The following is a 14,583-nucleotide window of genomic DNA, read 5'->3' as shown; positions in this document are numbered from 1 at the left end:
TCAGCCCGTGGCCAGGAACCTGTTGATATCGGCCGCAACGCGATTGGAGGCCTCCAGCATCAGCATGTGGCCGCAGCCGGGATAGTCGAGCCGCTGGACTTGGTCCGACAGCACAGGCAGCAGGTCGGCGATCTCGCGCAGGTCGGTCACGTCCTGCTCGCCTGTGAGCAACAGACAGGGCATGGCAAGTATGTCTATCCGTTCAAGGTCGGAACCCGTTGGCCGCTGCCCATCTGCCTCGACCCATTGCTGGCCGGGGAACAGGGCGATTTCTTCGCGCATGATTGCAGCGTGTCCAGGATTGCGCATTGCCGCGGTGAACATCGGGTGCGCGAGCCATCGACGGCGCGCGCTCTCCATATCGCCGGCCCGCGCGTGAGTCGTGACCGCCCGCCATTCGGATCGCCACGCCTCCGACCAGTCCCAGCCGAACAGCGCAGGCGCGATCAGCACCAGTCGGCGCACCCGTTCGGGATGATCGAGAGCAAATTGCAGAGATACCGCACCCCCCAGCGAAAATCCGATCAGGTCGCATCGCGCAACACCGGCATCGTCCATCAGCGCCAGCAGATCGTCGGCGTGGCTATAGTCCACAGCAGCGCTCGCTATCGACTCGCCGAAGCCGCGCTGGTCGAGCCTCAGTCCCCGCCGACCGGCAGTGATGGTCCGCCATATCGGCTCCCAGCTTGCCCGGCTGCCGCCAAAGCCATGAACGCACAGAAGCGGATCGCCGCTACCCACATCTTCATAGACCAGCCTCGCGCCCTCGACCGCGATCGTGCGGATCATTGTGGCGCGGCCATGGTGATGACGATGCGCCCGGCGGTGACGCCGCGCTGGGCTTCCTCCATTGCAGCGACGAAATCGTCGATCGGATAGGTGCGGGCGATGGGTGGGTGCAGCTTGCCCTGTGCGAAAAGGGCGAGCAGCGCCTGCACATTGGCCTCCGCCAGCGCGTGCTCATAATCCCCGAACTGGCGCACATCGACGCCGATCAGCGAAGCGCCCTTCAGCAGCGCGAGATTGACCGGCAGCCTTGGGATTGAGCCGCCGGCAAAGCCAATGACCAGATGCCGCCCGTTCCAGGCCAGGGAGCGGAAGGCCGGTTCGGTCGCTTCACCCCCCACCGGATCGACGATCACGTCCACCGGCTTGCCCGCATTGGCTGCCTTCAGGTCGTCGCGCCAGCTGGGCGACGCGGCATCGATCACCGCGTCAGCCCCGCCCCGCGTCGCCAACGCGCGTTTGTCTGCGGTCGAAGCCGATCCGATCACCCTGGCGCCCAGCGCCTTGGCGACTTCGATCGCGGCATAGCCGACCGCGCCGCCTGCACCTAGCACGCAGACCGTTTCTTCTGGTTGCAGCCGCGCGCGTTGCACCAGCGCATGATAGGCGGTGGCGTAGCTGACCCGAAACACCGACGCAGTCACGAAATCCATCGCGTCGGGGAGCGGCAGGGCGAGCTTGGCTGGAATGACGCAAGCTTCACCGATGGCCGCGCCGAAGGCGCTGCCCAGCACCCGCTCGCCGATACGTGCGGGATCGACGCCCTCGCCGACGGCCTCGATCACCCCGGAAAACTCGCTGCCAGGGACGAAGGGAAGGGTGGGCTTCAACTGGTACAGCCCCGCCGCGACCAGGACGTCGACATAACTGATGCCCGCCGCGCGGATGGCGATGCGGACCCTTCCGGGTCCCGGTACGCCGGGATCATGCTCCTCCAGCGAAAAGCCCGAGGGCGGCCCGAACGCCCGGATGACGACCGCCCGGCTCATCAGCATCCCTTCCAGTGTGGTGCGCGCTTCTGTGCGAAGGCGAGCGGCCCTTCCTTCGTGTCCTCCGCCTCGCGCCAGGCGACATAGGCAGGATAATCGGCCTGGTTGGCCAGCGCGGCGGCCAGGCTCGCTTCATCCAGCCCGCGATGGACGACCTGCTTGGACGCGCGCACCGCCATGGGGGAGGCACGCAAAATCTCCGCGACCCAGCGATGTGTCGTTGCCATCAACGCCTCTGGCGGCGCGACCTCGTTCACGAAGCCCATCCTTAGTCCGTCCTGCGCGCTCACCCGCCGCGATGTCAGGATCATGCCCAGCGCCTGCTTCGTGCCGATCTCGCGTGCCAGTCGGTGCAGCCCGCCGCCAAAGGCGATCGCGCCGACGAGCGGTTCGGGCAGGCCGAAGCTCGCATGGTCCGCCGCGATGATGATGTCGCAGGCCAGCGCCACCTCGAACCCGCCGCCCAGCGCCAGCCCGTTGACCGCCGCGATGATCGGCTTGTCGCAGTCGAACCGTTCGATCAGCCCGGCATAGCCGCTGGCCGGATAGACCGGATGCTCGCCGCGCTCGGCCACGGCCTTCAGGTCCGATCCAGCGCAAAAGGCGCGCTCGCCCGCGCCTGTTACGATGCAAACGAACTGTTCGCAGTCGCTGGCGAAATCATCGAACGCGGCCTGCAATTCATGATGCATCCGACCGTTTATGGCATTCATTACCTCTGGGCGGTTCAGGGTCACTGTGGTCACGCGATCGGCCTTGTCGACGGTGATGAACTCCATGGTTCGTCTCCTTAGCGTTTCGGGAAGGGCGGGTAGAGCGAGTCGGGCGATTGCCAGTCGATCCGCACTTGGCGATGTGCGATCCTCCAACCCGCGCCCGTCCGCTCGAAACGATCGGCATAATGGCCGTGATGATCGAGGCCGATGTCGGTCATGACCTGGAAATAGGTTCGGCCTGTCGCGGTTTCGCCCGCCAGTTCCACAAGCGAGCTGGTCAGATTGTGCCGGGTGAAGCTGTGCTGTGGGTCACGCGGTCGGTCCGGCGTCCCCAACCGTTGCGCAATCGCGCTCCGTCCGTGGCTCTGTTCGCCCGAAAACTCCAATATGCCATCATCGGCGAAGGCATCGACCAGCCCGTCGATGCGGCCCCGATCGCCGTTGATCGTATAGGTCGCCATCAGCAGGCGGATCGCCTCGCGGTCCAGCATCTCCTCGATGGTCATGTCAGGCTCCGCGCCAGCGCCGCGCGCCAGTCGCCAGGGTGGCGCGCCGCCGCAAATTCCTGCCCCAGCCGCCCGACCAGGTCCGCAACGCTCGGCACGTCGTCGATCAGTCCTGTGGAATGTCCGCCTGACCAGATATGCTTCCATGCGCGCAGTCCTTCGGGCAGGTCGGGCGTGTGCATCCCCTTGGGCGGCGGCAGCTTGTCCGGGTCCAGTCCGTTGGCGATCATCGACGGGCGCAGAAAGCTCGCCGGCATCCCGGCGATGGCGTCGGTGAACAGCACGTCCTCAGCGCGCGACTCGACCAGCATAGTCTTGTGCGCGTCGAACGTCCCTGATTCCTTAGTTGCGATGAATCGCGTGCCCATCACCACCAGGTCCGCGCCCAGCGCCAGCGCTGCCGCGATCCCGTTGCCGTCGGCGATGCCGCCCGCCAGCATGATCGTACCGTCGAACATGCGCCGCACCTGCGGCAGGAAGGAAAAGGGGTTGAGCGTGCCGGCATGGCCGCCCGCACCGCCGCTGACCAGCATCAACCCATCGACGCCCGATGCGATTGCCTTTTCCGCGAACTTCATGGTGGTCACATCGTGGAAAACGATGCCGCCCCATTCGTGCGCGGCTTCGACTTCGGCGCGGGGGTCGCCCAGATTGGTCAGGATCAGTGGCACCCTGGCCTTGCGGCAGGTCGCGAGCCGGTCGGCGCGGGTCTGCTGGTCGATCGCGCGGCTGGCGAGCAGATTGACGCAGAAGGGGGCGAAGCGCTCGCCCTTGTCCAGCGATTCGGCCTCCGCTTCGCGAATCGCCGACAGCCAGCTGTCGAGACTATGATCGCCGCGCGGGTTGCCGCTCGGAAAGGCTCCGATAATTCCTGCGCGACACGACGCAATCACCAGTTCCAGGCTGGAACAGATCAGCATCGGTGCCTGCATCACCGGCAATGCCAGTTGTGACCAGTCGATGGACATGCCGTCATCCTTCCCCATTGTCGTGGCGCACCAAAGTGGCTAGCGCTTTTTCCACATCATAGGTAACTAGGTGCGATAAGCCCGTCGAGGGGCTTTGCAGCAAAAGTGGAGCGGGACGGGCAAACATATGGCTTTCAAGACACGTATCACCGAGATGCTCGGCATCGAACATCCTATCGTTCAGGGCGGTATGCAGGGCGTGGGCCGCGCAGAACTGGCGTCCGCGGTGTCCAATGCGGGCGGCTTCGGGATCCTGACCGGTCTGACCCAACCCACGCCCGATGACCTCAAGAAGGAGATCGAGCGTTGCCGGTCGATGACCGACAAGCCCTTCGGCGTGAACATGACCGTCTTCCCGACGATCAACGCACCTGATTACAAGGCCTATGCGAAGGCGATCATCGACATGGGGATCAAGGCGGTCGAAACTGCCGGAACGCCTGCGGTCGCGGAAATCTGGGAAATGTTCAAGGCGGCGGATGTTCGTATCATCCACAAATGCACGGCCGTGCGTCATGCCGTGTCCGCCCAGAAGAAGGGTGTGGACGCGATCTCGATCGACGGTTTCGAATGTGCAGGGCATCCGGGCGAGGATGACATTCCCGGCCTGATCCTGATCCCCGCCGCAGCCGACAAGGTTACGATCCCCATGCTCGCATCGGGCGGTTTTGGCGACGGGCGTGGCCTGGTCGCAGCGCTGGCGCTGGGTGCGGAGGGCATCAACATGGGTACGCGCTTCTGCGCCACTGTCGAGGCGCCAATCCATCCCAATGTGAAGCAGGCCTATATCGACAATGACGAGCGCGGCACGAATCTGATTTTCCGCAAGCTCCACAACACCGCCCGCGTCGGCAAGAGCGCGGTGTCGGACAAGGTTGTCGAAATCCTGGCGCAGCCGGACGCGACCTTCAAGGACGTGCAGGCTTATGTGGCCGGGGCCAAGGGCCGGGTGGTCCTGGAAGAGGGTGACATGGATGCCGGCATCTTCTGGGCCGGCATGATCCAGGGCCTGATCCACGACATCCCGACCTGTCGGGAACTGATCGACCGTATCGTGGCTGACGCCACGGCGATCGTGAACACGCGCCTGTCGGGCATGTTGGCGGGCTGACCGCCGACGTCCCATCCTATTCCATCCCATCCCTTTCAGGAGCAAGTGAAGTGGCAGAAGCATATATCGTAGCCGCCGTCCGTACCGCCGGTGGACGTCGCCGTGGCCGCCTTGCCGGCTGGCACCCGGTCGATCTCGGCGCAAAGGTCCTCGACGCGGTCGTCGCGCGGGCCGGCGTGCCGGGCGAAGCTGTGGACGACGTCATCGTTGGTTGCGTTACCCAGGCGGGCGAGCAGGCTCTGCATGTCGGCCGACACTGCGTGCTGGCGTCCGGCCTGCCGCTCAGCGTGCCGGCGGTCACCATCGATCGCCAGTGCGGTTCCTCGCAGCAGGCGATCCAGTTTGCGGCGCAGGCGGTCATGTCGGGCACGCAGGACATCGTCATCGCGGCAGGCACCGAAAGCATGACGCGCGTGCCCATGGGGTCGGCCGCCCTCTCGCCCGAAGGATCCGACCCGCTCCCGGCCTCGATCAAGGACCGGTTCGGCATCCAGAACTTCAGCCAGTTCGGCGGTGCGGAGATGATCGCGAAGAAATGGGGCTTCACCCGTGACATGCTGGACGCCTATGGTCTGGAAAGCCATTTGCGCGCCCAGCGCGCGACCAAGGCGGGGGCGTTCGATGCGGAAATTCTGCCGCTGGAGATAGTCGGCGCCGATGGCGTCAGCGAAATGCACACGATCGACGAAGGCATCCGCTGGGACGCCTCGCCAGAAGGTATGGCGGCGGTCAAGCTGTTGGTCGAAGGCGGCGTCATTACCGCCGCAACGTCGAGCCAGATCACCGACGGCGCATCGGCGGTGATGATCGCATCGGAAAAGGCGGTCAAGGAATATGGCCTGACCCCGCTGGCGCGCATTGTGAACATGACCGTGACCGCCGGCGACCCGGTGGTCATGCTCGAAGAGCCGCTGTTCGCGACCGACAAGGCTTTTGCCCGCTCGGGTCTCAAGATCGGCGACATCGACCTGTATGAAGTCAACGAAGCCTTCGCCCCGGTGCCGATGGCCTGGCTCAAGCACCAGGATGCCGACCCCGCCAAGCTCAACGTCAATGGTGGCGCGATCGCGCTGGGCCACCCGCTGGGCGCGTCGGGTACGAAATTGATGACGACGCTCGTTTACGCGCTCAAGGCGCAGGGCAAGAAATACGGGCTCCAGACGATGTGCGAAGGCGGCGGTGTCGCCAACGTCACCATCGTCGAGGCGCTCTGAACGGGAAGGAGAACGGCCTGGCCATATCTCCTCTCCCAAAGCTGAGCCGGCGCTCCGGTGCAAGGGAGCGTCGGCTTTTTTACAAGGTGCGATGACTTTGAGGGGTAGGTCAGAGCAGGCTTTACCAGTAGCAAACCTAGTTATATAGGTTGTTGATAGATTCTTACGAAAAGGGGCGTTTCGCCATGCAGATCACGAATGAATTGGCCGCAATTGTTACCGGCGGCGCATCGGGCCTGGGCAAGGCATCGGCCAAGGCGCTCGCCGATGCGGGTATGAAGGTTGCGATCTTCGATCTGAACGAGGAAGCGGGTGAGGCCGTCGCGCGTGACATCGGCGGCCTGTTCTGCAAGGTGAACATTCTGGACGAGGATTCGGTGCTGGCCGGCTTTGAAAAGGCGCGCGCCGCCCATGGGCAGGAGCGGGCGCTGATTCATTGCGCGCAGGTGTCGAAGGGCGGCAAGACGGTTGCCCGCGACCGCGACACCGGCGGCTTCAAGCGGCTGTCGACGGAAGATTATGCGTTTGGCGCGCAGGGCATCCTGATCGCCAGCTACCGCATGGCGTCGATTTCGGCGTTGGGCATGGCCTCCGCCGAGCCGCTGAACGAAGATGGCGAGCGCGGCGCGATCGTGCTGACCAGCTCGGCAGCGGCGCAGGACGGTCAGGTTGGTCAGGTGGCCTATGGGTCGCTCAAGGCTGGCGTCAATGGCCTGGTCCTGCCGATGGCGCGTGACCTGATGGAACTGGGCATCCGCGTCAATTCGGTCATGCCGGGCATCTTTGCCACCCCGCCCATGTTGGGGGTCAAGGACACGGCGCCGCAGATCTTCGAGAATCTGGAAAAGTCGGTGCCCTTCCCCAAGCGTCTCGGCAAGCCGGAAGAGTTTGGTTCGCTGATCGTCGAACTGGTCAGGAACAGCTATTTCAACGGCCAGAATCTGCGCATTGATGGCGCCATCCGAATGCCGCCGCGCTAAGCGCCCCGTCCCTATGGCGCAAAGCATCCAGGAAAGGGCGGCGGCGCAAGATCCGCCGCCCGGTTTCGTCCCTATATCCTTTTCCGATGGCTTTCTGGGCCATAACGGTCCGGTCTATGCACGCCGTGCCGACGGCGAAGTCACGTTCGGGTGCCGCATCCTGCCGCATCTGTGCAATCCCATGGGTATCGCGCATGGCGGATGGGTGGCGACGATGTTCGACATCGTGCTGCCACTGACGGCGCGCTATGTGGCGGGGTTCGAGGAACGCTTCCTGCTGACCGTTCAGATGGGCATCGACTATCTGACCGGTCCGAAGCTGGGAGATTGGGTCGAAGGACGGGCGCAGGTCTTGCGCGCGACCAAGCGCATGGTCTTCATTCAGGGGACGCTGGAGGTGAATGGCGAACTGACCGCGCGCGGCAGCGGCATATTCCGCATCGGCCCCCCTGCACCGCCCATCGACCTCGAGCAGACCGGCCCGCTGCCATGATGCCGAGCGCTGCATGAGCCGTTCGCTTGTTGAAATATTGACGCTCGAACCCTGTGGGCACGACAGCTTCCGCGGGTGGCCGCCTGAGCCTGACGCGTCACGCATCTTCGGCGGCAGTGTGGTGGCCCAGGCCCTCATGGCTGCCGCCGCAACGGTCGCAGGGCGAGCGTGCCATTCGCTGCACGCCTATTTCATCCATCCCGGCGATGTCACGAAGCCGATCCTGTTCGAGGTTGATCGTGCGCGCGACGGTGGCATGTTCGCGACGCGGCGGGTTGTCGCGCTTCAGGACGGACGGCAGATATTGAACCTGGCGGCGTCCTTTCAGGCGCCGGCCGATGGCGCATTCGACCATCAATTCACGCGCGCCGCTGACCTGCCCGATGCGGACGCCCTGTATGACGACGACCTGCGGGGCGAGGCCGTCGGCCTGCAACTGCGCAACATCCGGGTGCCGCGCCCCGGCATGGAAGACGGAATTCGCCCGCCCCGCCACGCCATGTGGTTCCGCAGTGCCTTGCCGCTGGGGAATGATATCGCGATGCACCAGGCGGCGCTCGCCTATGCGTCGGACTTCCCCCAACTGCCCACCATCGTCCAGCCGCATCCTGTGACCTGGCGCACGCCCGGCTTTCAATTCACCAGCCTCGACCATAGCCTCTGGTTCCATCGCCCGTTCGACTTCACGCGCTGGCATCTGTGTGAGCTGGATACGCCCATCAGCGCGGGCGAGCGTGGCCTCAGCCGGGGCACGATTTACGACGGCGACGGCCTGCTGGTCGCATCGGTCGCACAGGAAGCCATGATCCGGATGCGCGGCGCCTGACGACTGTCAGGTGCCGCGGAACACCGGCTTGCGTTTTTCCAGGAACGCAGCGACGCCCTCGGCATGATCGGCGGTCCGCCCCGCCTCGCGCTGGTGAATGCGTTCCATCCGCAGCGTATCCGTCAGTGACTGGTTCATAGCCATTGCGATCCCCCTGCGCATCAGGCCATAGGCGACGGTGGGGCCGGTCGCCAGCCGCGCGGCGATCAATCGGGCCGTTTCCATCAGCGCCGCATCCTCGACCACCTGATAGATCAACCCCCATTCCAGTGCGAGGTCGGCTGGAATACGCTCGCCCAGCATCATCATCGCGGTCGCCCTTGCCTTGCCGGCCAGGCGTGGCAGCAACCATGTCGCCCCGACGTCGGGCACCAGCCCGATATTGGCGAAGGGCTGCAGGAAATAGGCCGATCGCCCGGCGATGACGATGTCGCCAGCCAGCGCATAGCCGCATCCTCCGCCCGCCGCCGCGCCGTTCACTGCGGTCACCAGCGGACAGGGCAGGCGCACGAGCCGCTCGAGCACGGGATTGAACCCGCTTTCCAGTCCGGCGCCCATGTCGCGCGCGGCATCCGCGCCGCCGCGCCCGCCGGCAGACAGATCCGCGCCCGAACAGAAAGCCCGGCCGTTCCCGCTCATCAGCAGAACGCGCGCGCCTTCATCCGCGACGCGATCTAGAGCGTGCATCATCTCGTCGAGCGATTGTTGCGACAGCGCATTGAGCTTTTCCGGCCGGTTGATTGCCAGCGTGGCGATGCCGTCGGTGATGGCGAAGTCGATATGTTCGTAAGCCATGCGGGTCCCGATCAACGCGAAATAGGCAGCAGCCATGGACCGCCCTTTTCGACGGCGGCAATATAGGCCGGGCGGGCAGTCACTCGCGCCAGCCAGGCGCGCAGCCGTGGCCGGTCGCCCACAGCGCCGAACTGGTCAGCTACCGCCACGACATAGCCGAATTGAATGTCGGCGGCGCTGAAGCCGGACGCCAGCAGATAATCTCGCCCGTCGAGCTTGGCCTCGATCTCCGCCATCGCCCCGTCGACGACTTCCAGCCCATAGGCGCTCGCGCGTGACGTCTTGTCGGAGCCGCGCACCAGCATCAGCATGACAACGCCCATCATGGCGGTGCCTTCGCCCGCGTGCAGCCATTCCAGATATTCCGCCCAGTCAGCGTCGGCGGGCGACCTGCCCAACCGTCCGTCGCCCAGTTTTGCGGCAAGATATTCCAGGATAGCCCCCGATTCCGCGATCACTGCGCCGTCATGCTCGATGACGGGTGACTTACCCAGCGGGTGTGCCTGTTTGAGTTCGGCTGGCGCTCGAAACGTGCTGGGATCGCGGTGGTAGGTCGTCAGTTCATAAGGTTCGCCCAATTCCTCCAGCAACCAGAGGATGCGGGTCGAGCGCGAATAGTCGAGGTGGTGGACCTTAATCATGCACCCTTCTCCATCAAAATGTCGATTTTGCGTTCAATGGCATCGAGCCGCTCATGCATGGCGGCAACCGGGGGTTCGCAGGCAGCGGTCAGCACAGGCATCACGAAGTAGCGCAACCGGCTCCGTAATCTCTCTTCGTCCCACATCTCGCCGCTGGCGAGGACGATCATCTGGTCGGTGATCCACCCGGTCAGATCGTCCAGCGTCACCCCCGCAGCCGTCGCCCGTTCGTCGATCAACGACGCCAGCACCGAAGCGATGCTGCCGGTCGATCCGTCCGCCTGCGCGGCCCGGAACAATCGGGCACTTGCGGGCGACATGCCCGAATGCAGGCTGCGATCGAGCCACCCGACATGCTGCATTTCCAGGATGGCGTGCGCCAGTACCGTTTCCAGTCGGTCCGCTACGGACCCGGGACCGATCAGAATTTTGTGCGACCATTCGCGAAACGGCTTTGCGCCCTCCATCAGCAACGCTGTGAACAGGGACTCGCGATTGCCGAACCGGCGGTACAGGGTCGTGCGGGACACGCCGGCCTCCGCAGCCACTTCCTCCAATGACACATTGTCGATGCCTTTGCGCCGAATGCAACTCGCCGCTGCATTCAGGACCGGGTCCGCGATCGGCTGGGCGCCCATGGCCGGTCGGCCGAATGCGCCCGTTTCGATGCTGCGACTATTGTCCGACGGCGGCGACATGACGTCTATCTGTTTCTTCCCCATGATCCTCGCATAGCAGGATATCCCCTGGTTCGTATCGGCAATCGCTACAAATTTATGATATTGTATCAGCTTCCCCGACCCAATGATGCCATGTCGATGACAAAGCGATATTTGACGTCGGCCTTCTCCATACGTTCGAAGGCGTGGTTTATGTCCTGGATGGCGATGGTTTCGGTGTCGGGCAGGATGGTCTTGGCAGCGCAGAAGTCCAGTAATTCCTGCGTTTCGGGCAGGCCACCAATCGCCGACCCCGCCACCGATTTCTGCCCGCCGACCAGCAGGCCGCTATGGAGCGAGGGCAACATGTCGATTGCGCCAACGATCACATGAACGCCCCGGGGCGCCAGCAGCATCAGATAGGGGCTGATGTCGTGCGCCACTGGGATCGTGTCGAGCACCAGGTCGAAACTGCCCCTGGCTGCCTTCATCGCCTCTTTGTCCGATGCGATCAGAACCTTGTGCGCGCCCAGCGCCAGAGCATCGGCCGACTTGGCGGGGGATGTCGTCACGACGGTCACTTCGGCGCCCAGCCCGACGGCCAGTTTGACGCCCATATGGCCCAGGCCACCTAGTCCTGCGACCGCCACCCGGCTTCCCGGACCGACTTTCCAGTGCCGCAGCGGCGACCAGGTCGTGATTCCCGCGCAGAGCAGCGGCGCGGCGCGCTCGGGATCCAGACCTTCGGGCAGTTTCAGCACGAACTGTTCGCGCGCGACGATATGGTCGGAATAGCCGCCATAGGTCGGCGATCCGTCCATCCGGTCCTTGCCATTATAGGTCGGCGTGGAACGCTTGACGCAATATTGCTCCTGCCCGCGCACGCATTCTGGACATGCCATGCAACTGTCGACCATGCAGCCGATCGCTGCCAAGTCGCCAATCTGGAACCGCGTGACGTCCGGGCCGACCTCGGTGACCGTCCCGATGATCTCATGCCCTGGCACGCACGGATAGACGCTGTTATGCCAATCGTCACGCGCCTGGTGCAAGTCGGAATGGCATACGCCACAATAGCGGATGTCCAGCCGCACGTCGTCGGCGCGCAGCGCGCGCCGCTCGAAGGTGAATGGCGCCATTGGGCTTTCGGCCGACAGGGCGGCATAGCCCGTCGCATGGGTCATGGTCATTCTCCCGATTTGGTGGACAGGTACAGCTACGCGCCGCGGAACGCCGGCTTGCGCCGCTCCAGGAAGGCGGCGACGCCCTCCTGAGCATCCGCGCCGGCCATTGCAATGGCGATCGCCGCAGCTTCGGCATCCAGATGATCGTGCAGGGTCGCGTCATAGCTTCGCGCCAATAGTTGCTTCACGCCGCCAAAGGCGCCGGTCGGCCCTGCTGCGATCCGGGTGGCCACGACAGTGGCCTCGTCCGCCAGCGCTTCGTCGGCGACCATCCGGGTTGCCAGGCCCAGATCCACTGCCTCCTGCGCGGTCAGCCGCCGCCCCAGATAGGCCAGTTCCTGCGTTGCGCGCAGTCCGATCAGCCGCGGCAACAGCCAGGTCGCGCCGCCATCGGCGGTCAGGCCGATCCCGGTATAGGCCATGGCAAAGGAAGCGGATTGTCCCACCAGCACGATATCCCCGCTGGCAACAAGGCTCAGGCCCGCACCCGCGGCCGCCCCCTGGGCTGCGATGACCAGCGGGGCTGGATGTGCGGCAAGCAGGGCGAGGCCGACGTGCAGACGCCGCGCCAGACGCCCGATGAAGTCGGCAGGGTCGCTTTCGCTGGCAAAGCTGCGAATGTCGCCGCCGACGCAGAAATTTTTGCCTTCCCCCCGGATCAGGAACGCGCGCACGGCCGGCGTCGCCGTCAGCCGCTCGACTACGGCGCTGAACGTATCGACCAACTCCCAGCTCATCGCGTTGCCCGCTTCGGGCCGGTCGAGTGTGATGGTGGCAAGCCCGCCTTCAAGCGTTCCGGTGACGAGATCGGTCATGGCATGGCACTCCTGTCGATGGCTGCGCTGCTCTTGCCCGACATAGTTAGATAGGTCCAGCGGTAACATATATCTTCGTGCCGCGGTGGTGCAAAAAGCGTCCTCATCCGCGCGCCGCGATGAAAAGGGTCTGGTGCGCCCGCGCGAACGGCCCGTCACGATCGGCCAGAACCATGTCGGACCGGCCCACCCCCTGTCCTGCGCTCGCGGTACGCGCGTCGATCAACAGCCATTCGCCCACCGGCTCGCGTACCAGATGGACCGCAATGTCGAGATTGGCGTAGGTCCAGACCTCGCTGTCGACCTCGCTGCCCAGGCCCCCGCCGAAATCCCCCAATATGGCCGTGCGCAGCAGAGGCGAAAGCGCCACGCCTTTTACATGTTCATGGGCGAATCGGACCCATAGCGTGCCTGGTCCGCGCGTTCGCAATCCGCCCCGCACCAGCCGCGTCTCCATCGATCCGCCGAAAGCTCTGTCGCCCATGAAATCGCTGGGCGCGACATCTTCCGGCGGCGGATAGGGATTGGGAGTGGCGATCATGGGCGTATCGGCCTTGCGCACGCGCAGCGCCGTCGCGCGCGCCACGACGCGATCTCCCGTCAACAGTTCGGCCTCCACCATCTGGATTCGTCGACCTTCGCGGACGGTCCTGGCGCGACCGATCGTTGGCGCGAAATCGGCGGCGGACAATATATCGATGGTCAGCCGCGCCGTCGTCATCGCGACTGTGGCGGGCACCTGCTCGACCAGATGGGTCAGCAGCCCGCCCAATGCCACGCCATTCTGCTTGCCTCGTTCCCACGGACTGGCCGCCAGCCCCGTGGGCGTAAAGGCGTCGCCGTCGGCGGCGTAGAAGAAGGGCGCTGGCCGTTCAGTCATGCGCTGGATGCGCGCATCTGGCAACGCGGTTACGGCGCGATGTCCCATTGATAAAGGTCGTCAGCCGCTTGATCCCCTCCATTTTCACCCGCGTTCCTGCAAGCCGATCCCTCGATAAGGTCTACTACGTTATCTATGTTTCGCTGATGCGCAAGTTTTACCTTGTGGTCGGATGGTGGGCCGGTTTACCGCGGTGTCACAAGATGACAGGTTTCCCCGGAAAGGACGATAATGACCGCAGCGCCCATATTTGATCTGACCGGCCGGGTCGCGCTGGTAACCGGCGCGTCGTCGGGATTAGGCGAGCGTTTCGCGCACATCCTTTCCGACGCGGGGGCTGCGGTCGTGCTGGCGGCACGGCGTACCGAACGGCTGGAGGCGACCAGGACGGCGATCGAGGCCAAAGGCGGCCGCGCCATCGCGGTCGCCATGGATGTCGCTGACGAGGCATCGACCATCGCCGCCTATGATGCTGCCGAGGGTGCGTTCGGAACGGTCGATACGATCATCGCCAATGCCGGCATGAACAGTGAAGGGATGACGACCGAATTACCGGTGGCGGAATTTGACCGGGTCATGGCGGTCAACCTGCGGGGGCCTTTCCTGACCGCGCGCGAAGGCGCGCGTCGGCTCATCGCGGCGGGCAGTCCCGAAAAACAGCATGGTCGCATCGTCATCACCTCATCGATCACCGCGCACAAGGTGGACGCCGGCCTTGCCGTCTATTCCGGGTCGAAGGCCGGCGTGCTCCAGATGGGCCGGGTCATGGCGCGCGACTGGATTCGCAAGGGCATCAACGTCAATATGATCTGCCCCGGCTATATCAAGACGGAAATCAACGGCGAATGGTTCGATACCGATGCAGGGGAGCGCCAGATCCAGAAATTTCATCGCCGCCGCCTGATGGAGGAGGGCGATCTGGATTCGATCTTGCTGTTTCTCGCGTCCGATGCCTCCCGCGCGGTTACCGGTACGCATTTCACGATCGACGACGGCCAGTCGCTCTGACTTACGGCTGAA

The 14,583-nt window shown here is 64.5% G+C and carries 17 protein-coding genes; 6 read left to right on the top strand and 11 right to left on the bottom strand.

Translation table 11 applies throughout. The features are described 5' to 3' along the window. The 5 genes from A7Q26_RS04015 to A7Q26_RS03995 are packed head-to-tail and all read right to left on the bottom strand — an operon-like array spanning nucleotide 1 to nucleotide 3,965. Complete coding sequence (locus tag A7Q26_RS04015; protein WP_066856884.1) at nucleotides 1-789, bottom strand: alpha/beta fold hydrolase; 789 nt, start codon at nucleotides 787-789, stop codon at nucleotides 1-3. After that, nucleotides 786-1,775, bottom strand: coding sequence for an NADPH:quinone oxidoreductase family protein (locus A7Q26_RS04010; protein WP_066856882.1), 990 nt, complete (start codon nucleotides 1,773-1,775; stop codon nucleotides 786-788). The genes A7Q26_RS04015 and A7Q26_RS04010 overlap by 4 nt, the downstream gene beginning before the upstream one ends. Continuing rightward, entirely contained in the window at nucleotides 1,775-2,554 is a 780-nt protein-coding gene (locus tag A7Q26_RS04005) for an enoyl-CoA hydratase-related protein (protein ID WP_066856880.1), read from the bottom strand. Before A7Q26_RS04005 ends, A7Q26_RS04010 begins: the two co-directional genes overlap by 1 nt. Nucleotides 2,555-2,565: 11 nt before the next feature. After that, nucleotides 2,566-2,997: a nuclear transport factor 2 family protein gene (locus A7Q26_RS04000; protein WP_066856877.1), complete on the bottom strand. Its 432-nt coding sequence runs from the start codon at nucleotides 2,995-2,997 to the stop codon at nucleotides 2,566-2,568. After that, a complete protein-coding gene (locus A7Q26_RS03995) occupies nucleotides 2,994-3,965 on the bottom strand; it encodes an NAD(P)H-dependent flavin oxidoreductase (protein ID WP_084438990.1) in 972 nt (323 codons plus the stop codon). The genes A7Q26_RS04000 and A7Q26_RS03995 overlap by 4 nt, the downstream gene beginning before the upstream one ends. A 127-nt stretch (nucleotides 3,966-4,092) precedes the next feature. Between A7Q26_RS03995 and A7Q26_RS03990 the strand changes: the two genes are divergently transcribed. The 5 genes from A7Q26_RS03990 to A7Q26_RS03970 all read left to right on the top strand — a co-directional run bounded on the left by A7Q26_RS03990 (nucleotide 4,093) and on the right by A7Q26_RS03970 (nucleotide 8,589). Continuing rightward, nucleotides 4,093-5,076 (top strand): NAD(P)H-dependent flavin oxidoreductase, encoded by a 984-nt coding sequence (locus tag A7Q26_RS03990; RefSeq protein ID WP_066856871.1) that lies wholly within the window; start codon nucleotides 4,093-4,095, stop codon nucleotides 5,074-5,076. Nucleotides 5,077-5,126: 50 nt separating this feature from the next. Then, nucleotides 5,127-6,290: an acetyl-CoA C-acetyltransferase gene (locus A7Q26_RS03985; protein WP_066856868.1), complete on the top strand. Its 1,164-nt coding sequence runs from the start codon at nucleotides 5,127-5,129 to the stop codon at nucleotides 6,288-6,290. A gap of 185 nt (nucleotides 6,291-6,475) precedes the next feature. Then, on the top strand, nucleotides 6,476-7,270 hold the full coding sequence (locus tag A7Q26_RS03980; RefSeq protein WP_066856865.1) for an SDR family oxidoreductase: 795 nt from the start codon (nucleotides 6,476-6,478) through the stop codon (nucleotides 7,268-7,270). Between the two features lie 13 nt (nucleotides 7,271-7,283). Then, entirely contained in the window at nucleotides 7,284-7,763 is a 480-nt protein-coding gene (locus tag A7Q26_RS03975) for a PaaI family thioesterase (protein WP_066856862.1), read from the top strand. 13 nt (nucleotides 7,764-7,776) lie between these two features. Beyond that, entirely contained in the window at nucleotides 7,777-8,589 is an 813-nt protein-coding gene (locus tag A7Q26_RS03970) for an acyl-CoA thioesterase (RefSeq protein WP_066856859.1), read from the top strand. Between the two features lie 6 nt (nucleotides 8,590-8,595). Here A7Q26_RS03970 and A7Q26_RS03965 read toward each other — a convergent pair whose 3' ends face one another. From A7Q26_RS03965 to A7Q26_RS03940, 6 genes are all read right to left on the bottom strand, one after another. Then, nucleotides 8,596-9,420 (bottom strand): enoyl-CoA hydratase-related protein, encoded by an 825-nt coding sequence (locus A7Q26_RS03965; protein WP_332308757.1) that lies wholly within the window; start codon nucleotides 9,418-9,420, stop codon nucleotides 8,596-8,598. After that, nucleotides 9,396-10,025 carry a glutathione S-transferase family protein gene (locus A7Q26_RS03960; RefSeq protein WP_066856856.1) on the bottom strand — a complete coding sequence of 210 codons (630 nt, stop codon included), beginning with the start codon at nucleotides 10,023-10,025 and terminating at the stop codon, nucleotides 9,396-9,398. Before A7Q26_RS03960 ends, A7Q26_RS03965 begins: the two co-directional genes overlap by 25 nt. Then, nucleotides 10,022-10,747, bottom strand: a complete 726-nt coding sequence (locus A7Q26_RS03955; RefSeq protein WP_066856853.1) for a TetR/AcrR family transcriptional regulator — start codon at nucleotides 10,745-10,747, stop codon at nucleotides 10,022-10,024. Before A7Q26_RS03955 ends, A7Q26_RS03960 begins: the two co-directional genes overlap by 4 nt. 65 nt (nucleotides 10,748-10,812) lie before the next feature. Further along, a complete protein-coding gene (locus A7Q26_RS03950) occupies nucleotides 10,813-11,868 on the bottom strand; it encodes an NAD(P)-dependent alcohol dehydrogenase (protein WP_066857058.1) in 1,056 nt (351 codons plus the stop codon). A 32-nt stretch (nucleotides 11,869-11,900) separates the two neighbouring features. Continuing rightward, on the bottom strand, nucleotides 11,901-12,683 hold the full coding sequence (locus A7Q26_RS03945; RefSeq protein ID WP_066856849.1) for an enoyl-CoA hydratase/isomerase family protein: 783 nt from the start codon (nucleotides 12,681-12,683) through the stop codon (nucleotides 11,901-11,903). A gap of 103 nt (nucleotides 12,684-12,786) precedes the next feature. Further along, nucleotides 12,787-13,563, bottom strand: a complete 777-nt coding sequence (locus A7Q26_RS03940) for a thioesterase family protein (protein ID WP_198162832.1) — start codon at nucleotides 13,561-13,563, stop codon at nucleotides 12,787-12,789. Nucleotides 13,564-13,794: 231 nt separating this feature from the next. Here A7Q26_RS03940 and A7Q26_RS03935 point away from each other — a divergent pair, with 231 nt between their 5' ends. Beyond that, nucleotides 13,795-14,571: an SDR family NAD(P)-dependent oxidoreductase gene (locus A7Q26_RS03935; RefSeq protein ID WP_066856843.1), complete on the top strand. Its 777-nt coding sequence runs from the start codon at nucleotides 13,795-13,797 to the stop codon at nucleotides 14,569-14,571. Nucleotides 14,572-14,583: the final 12 nt, after the last annotated feature.

The sequence above is a fragment of the Sphingobium sp. TCM1 genome, assembly GCF_001650725.1.
Lineage (GTDB): Bacteria > Pseudomonadota > Alphaproteobacteria > Sphingomonadales > Sphingomonadaceae > Sphingobium.
Note: the sequence above shows the minus strand (reverse complement) of the source record. Positions and strands in the feature narration are given on the sequence as shown.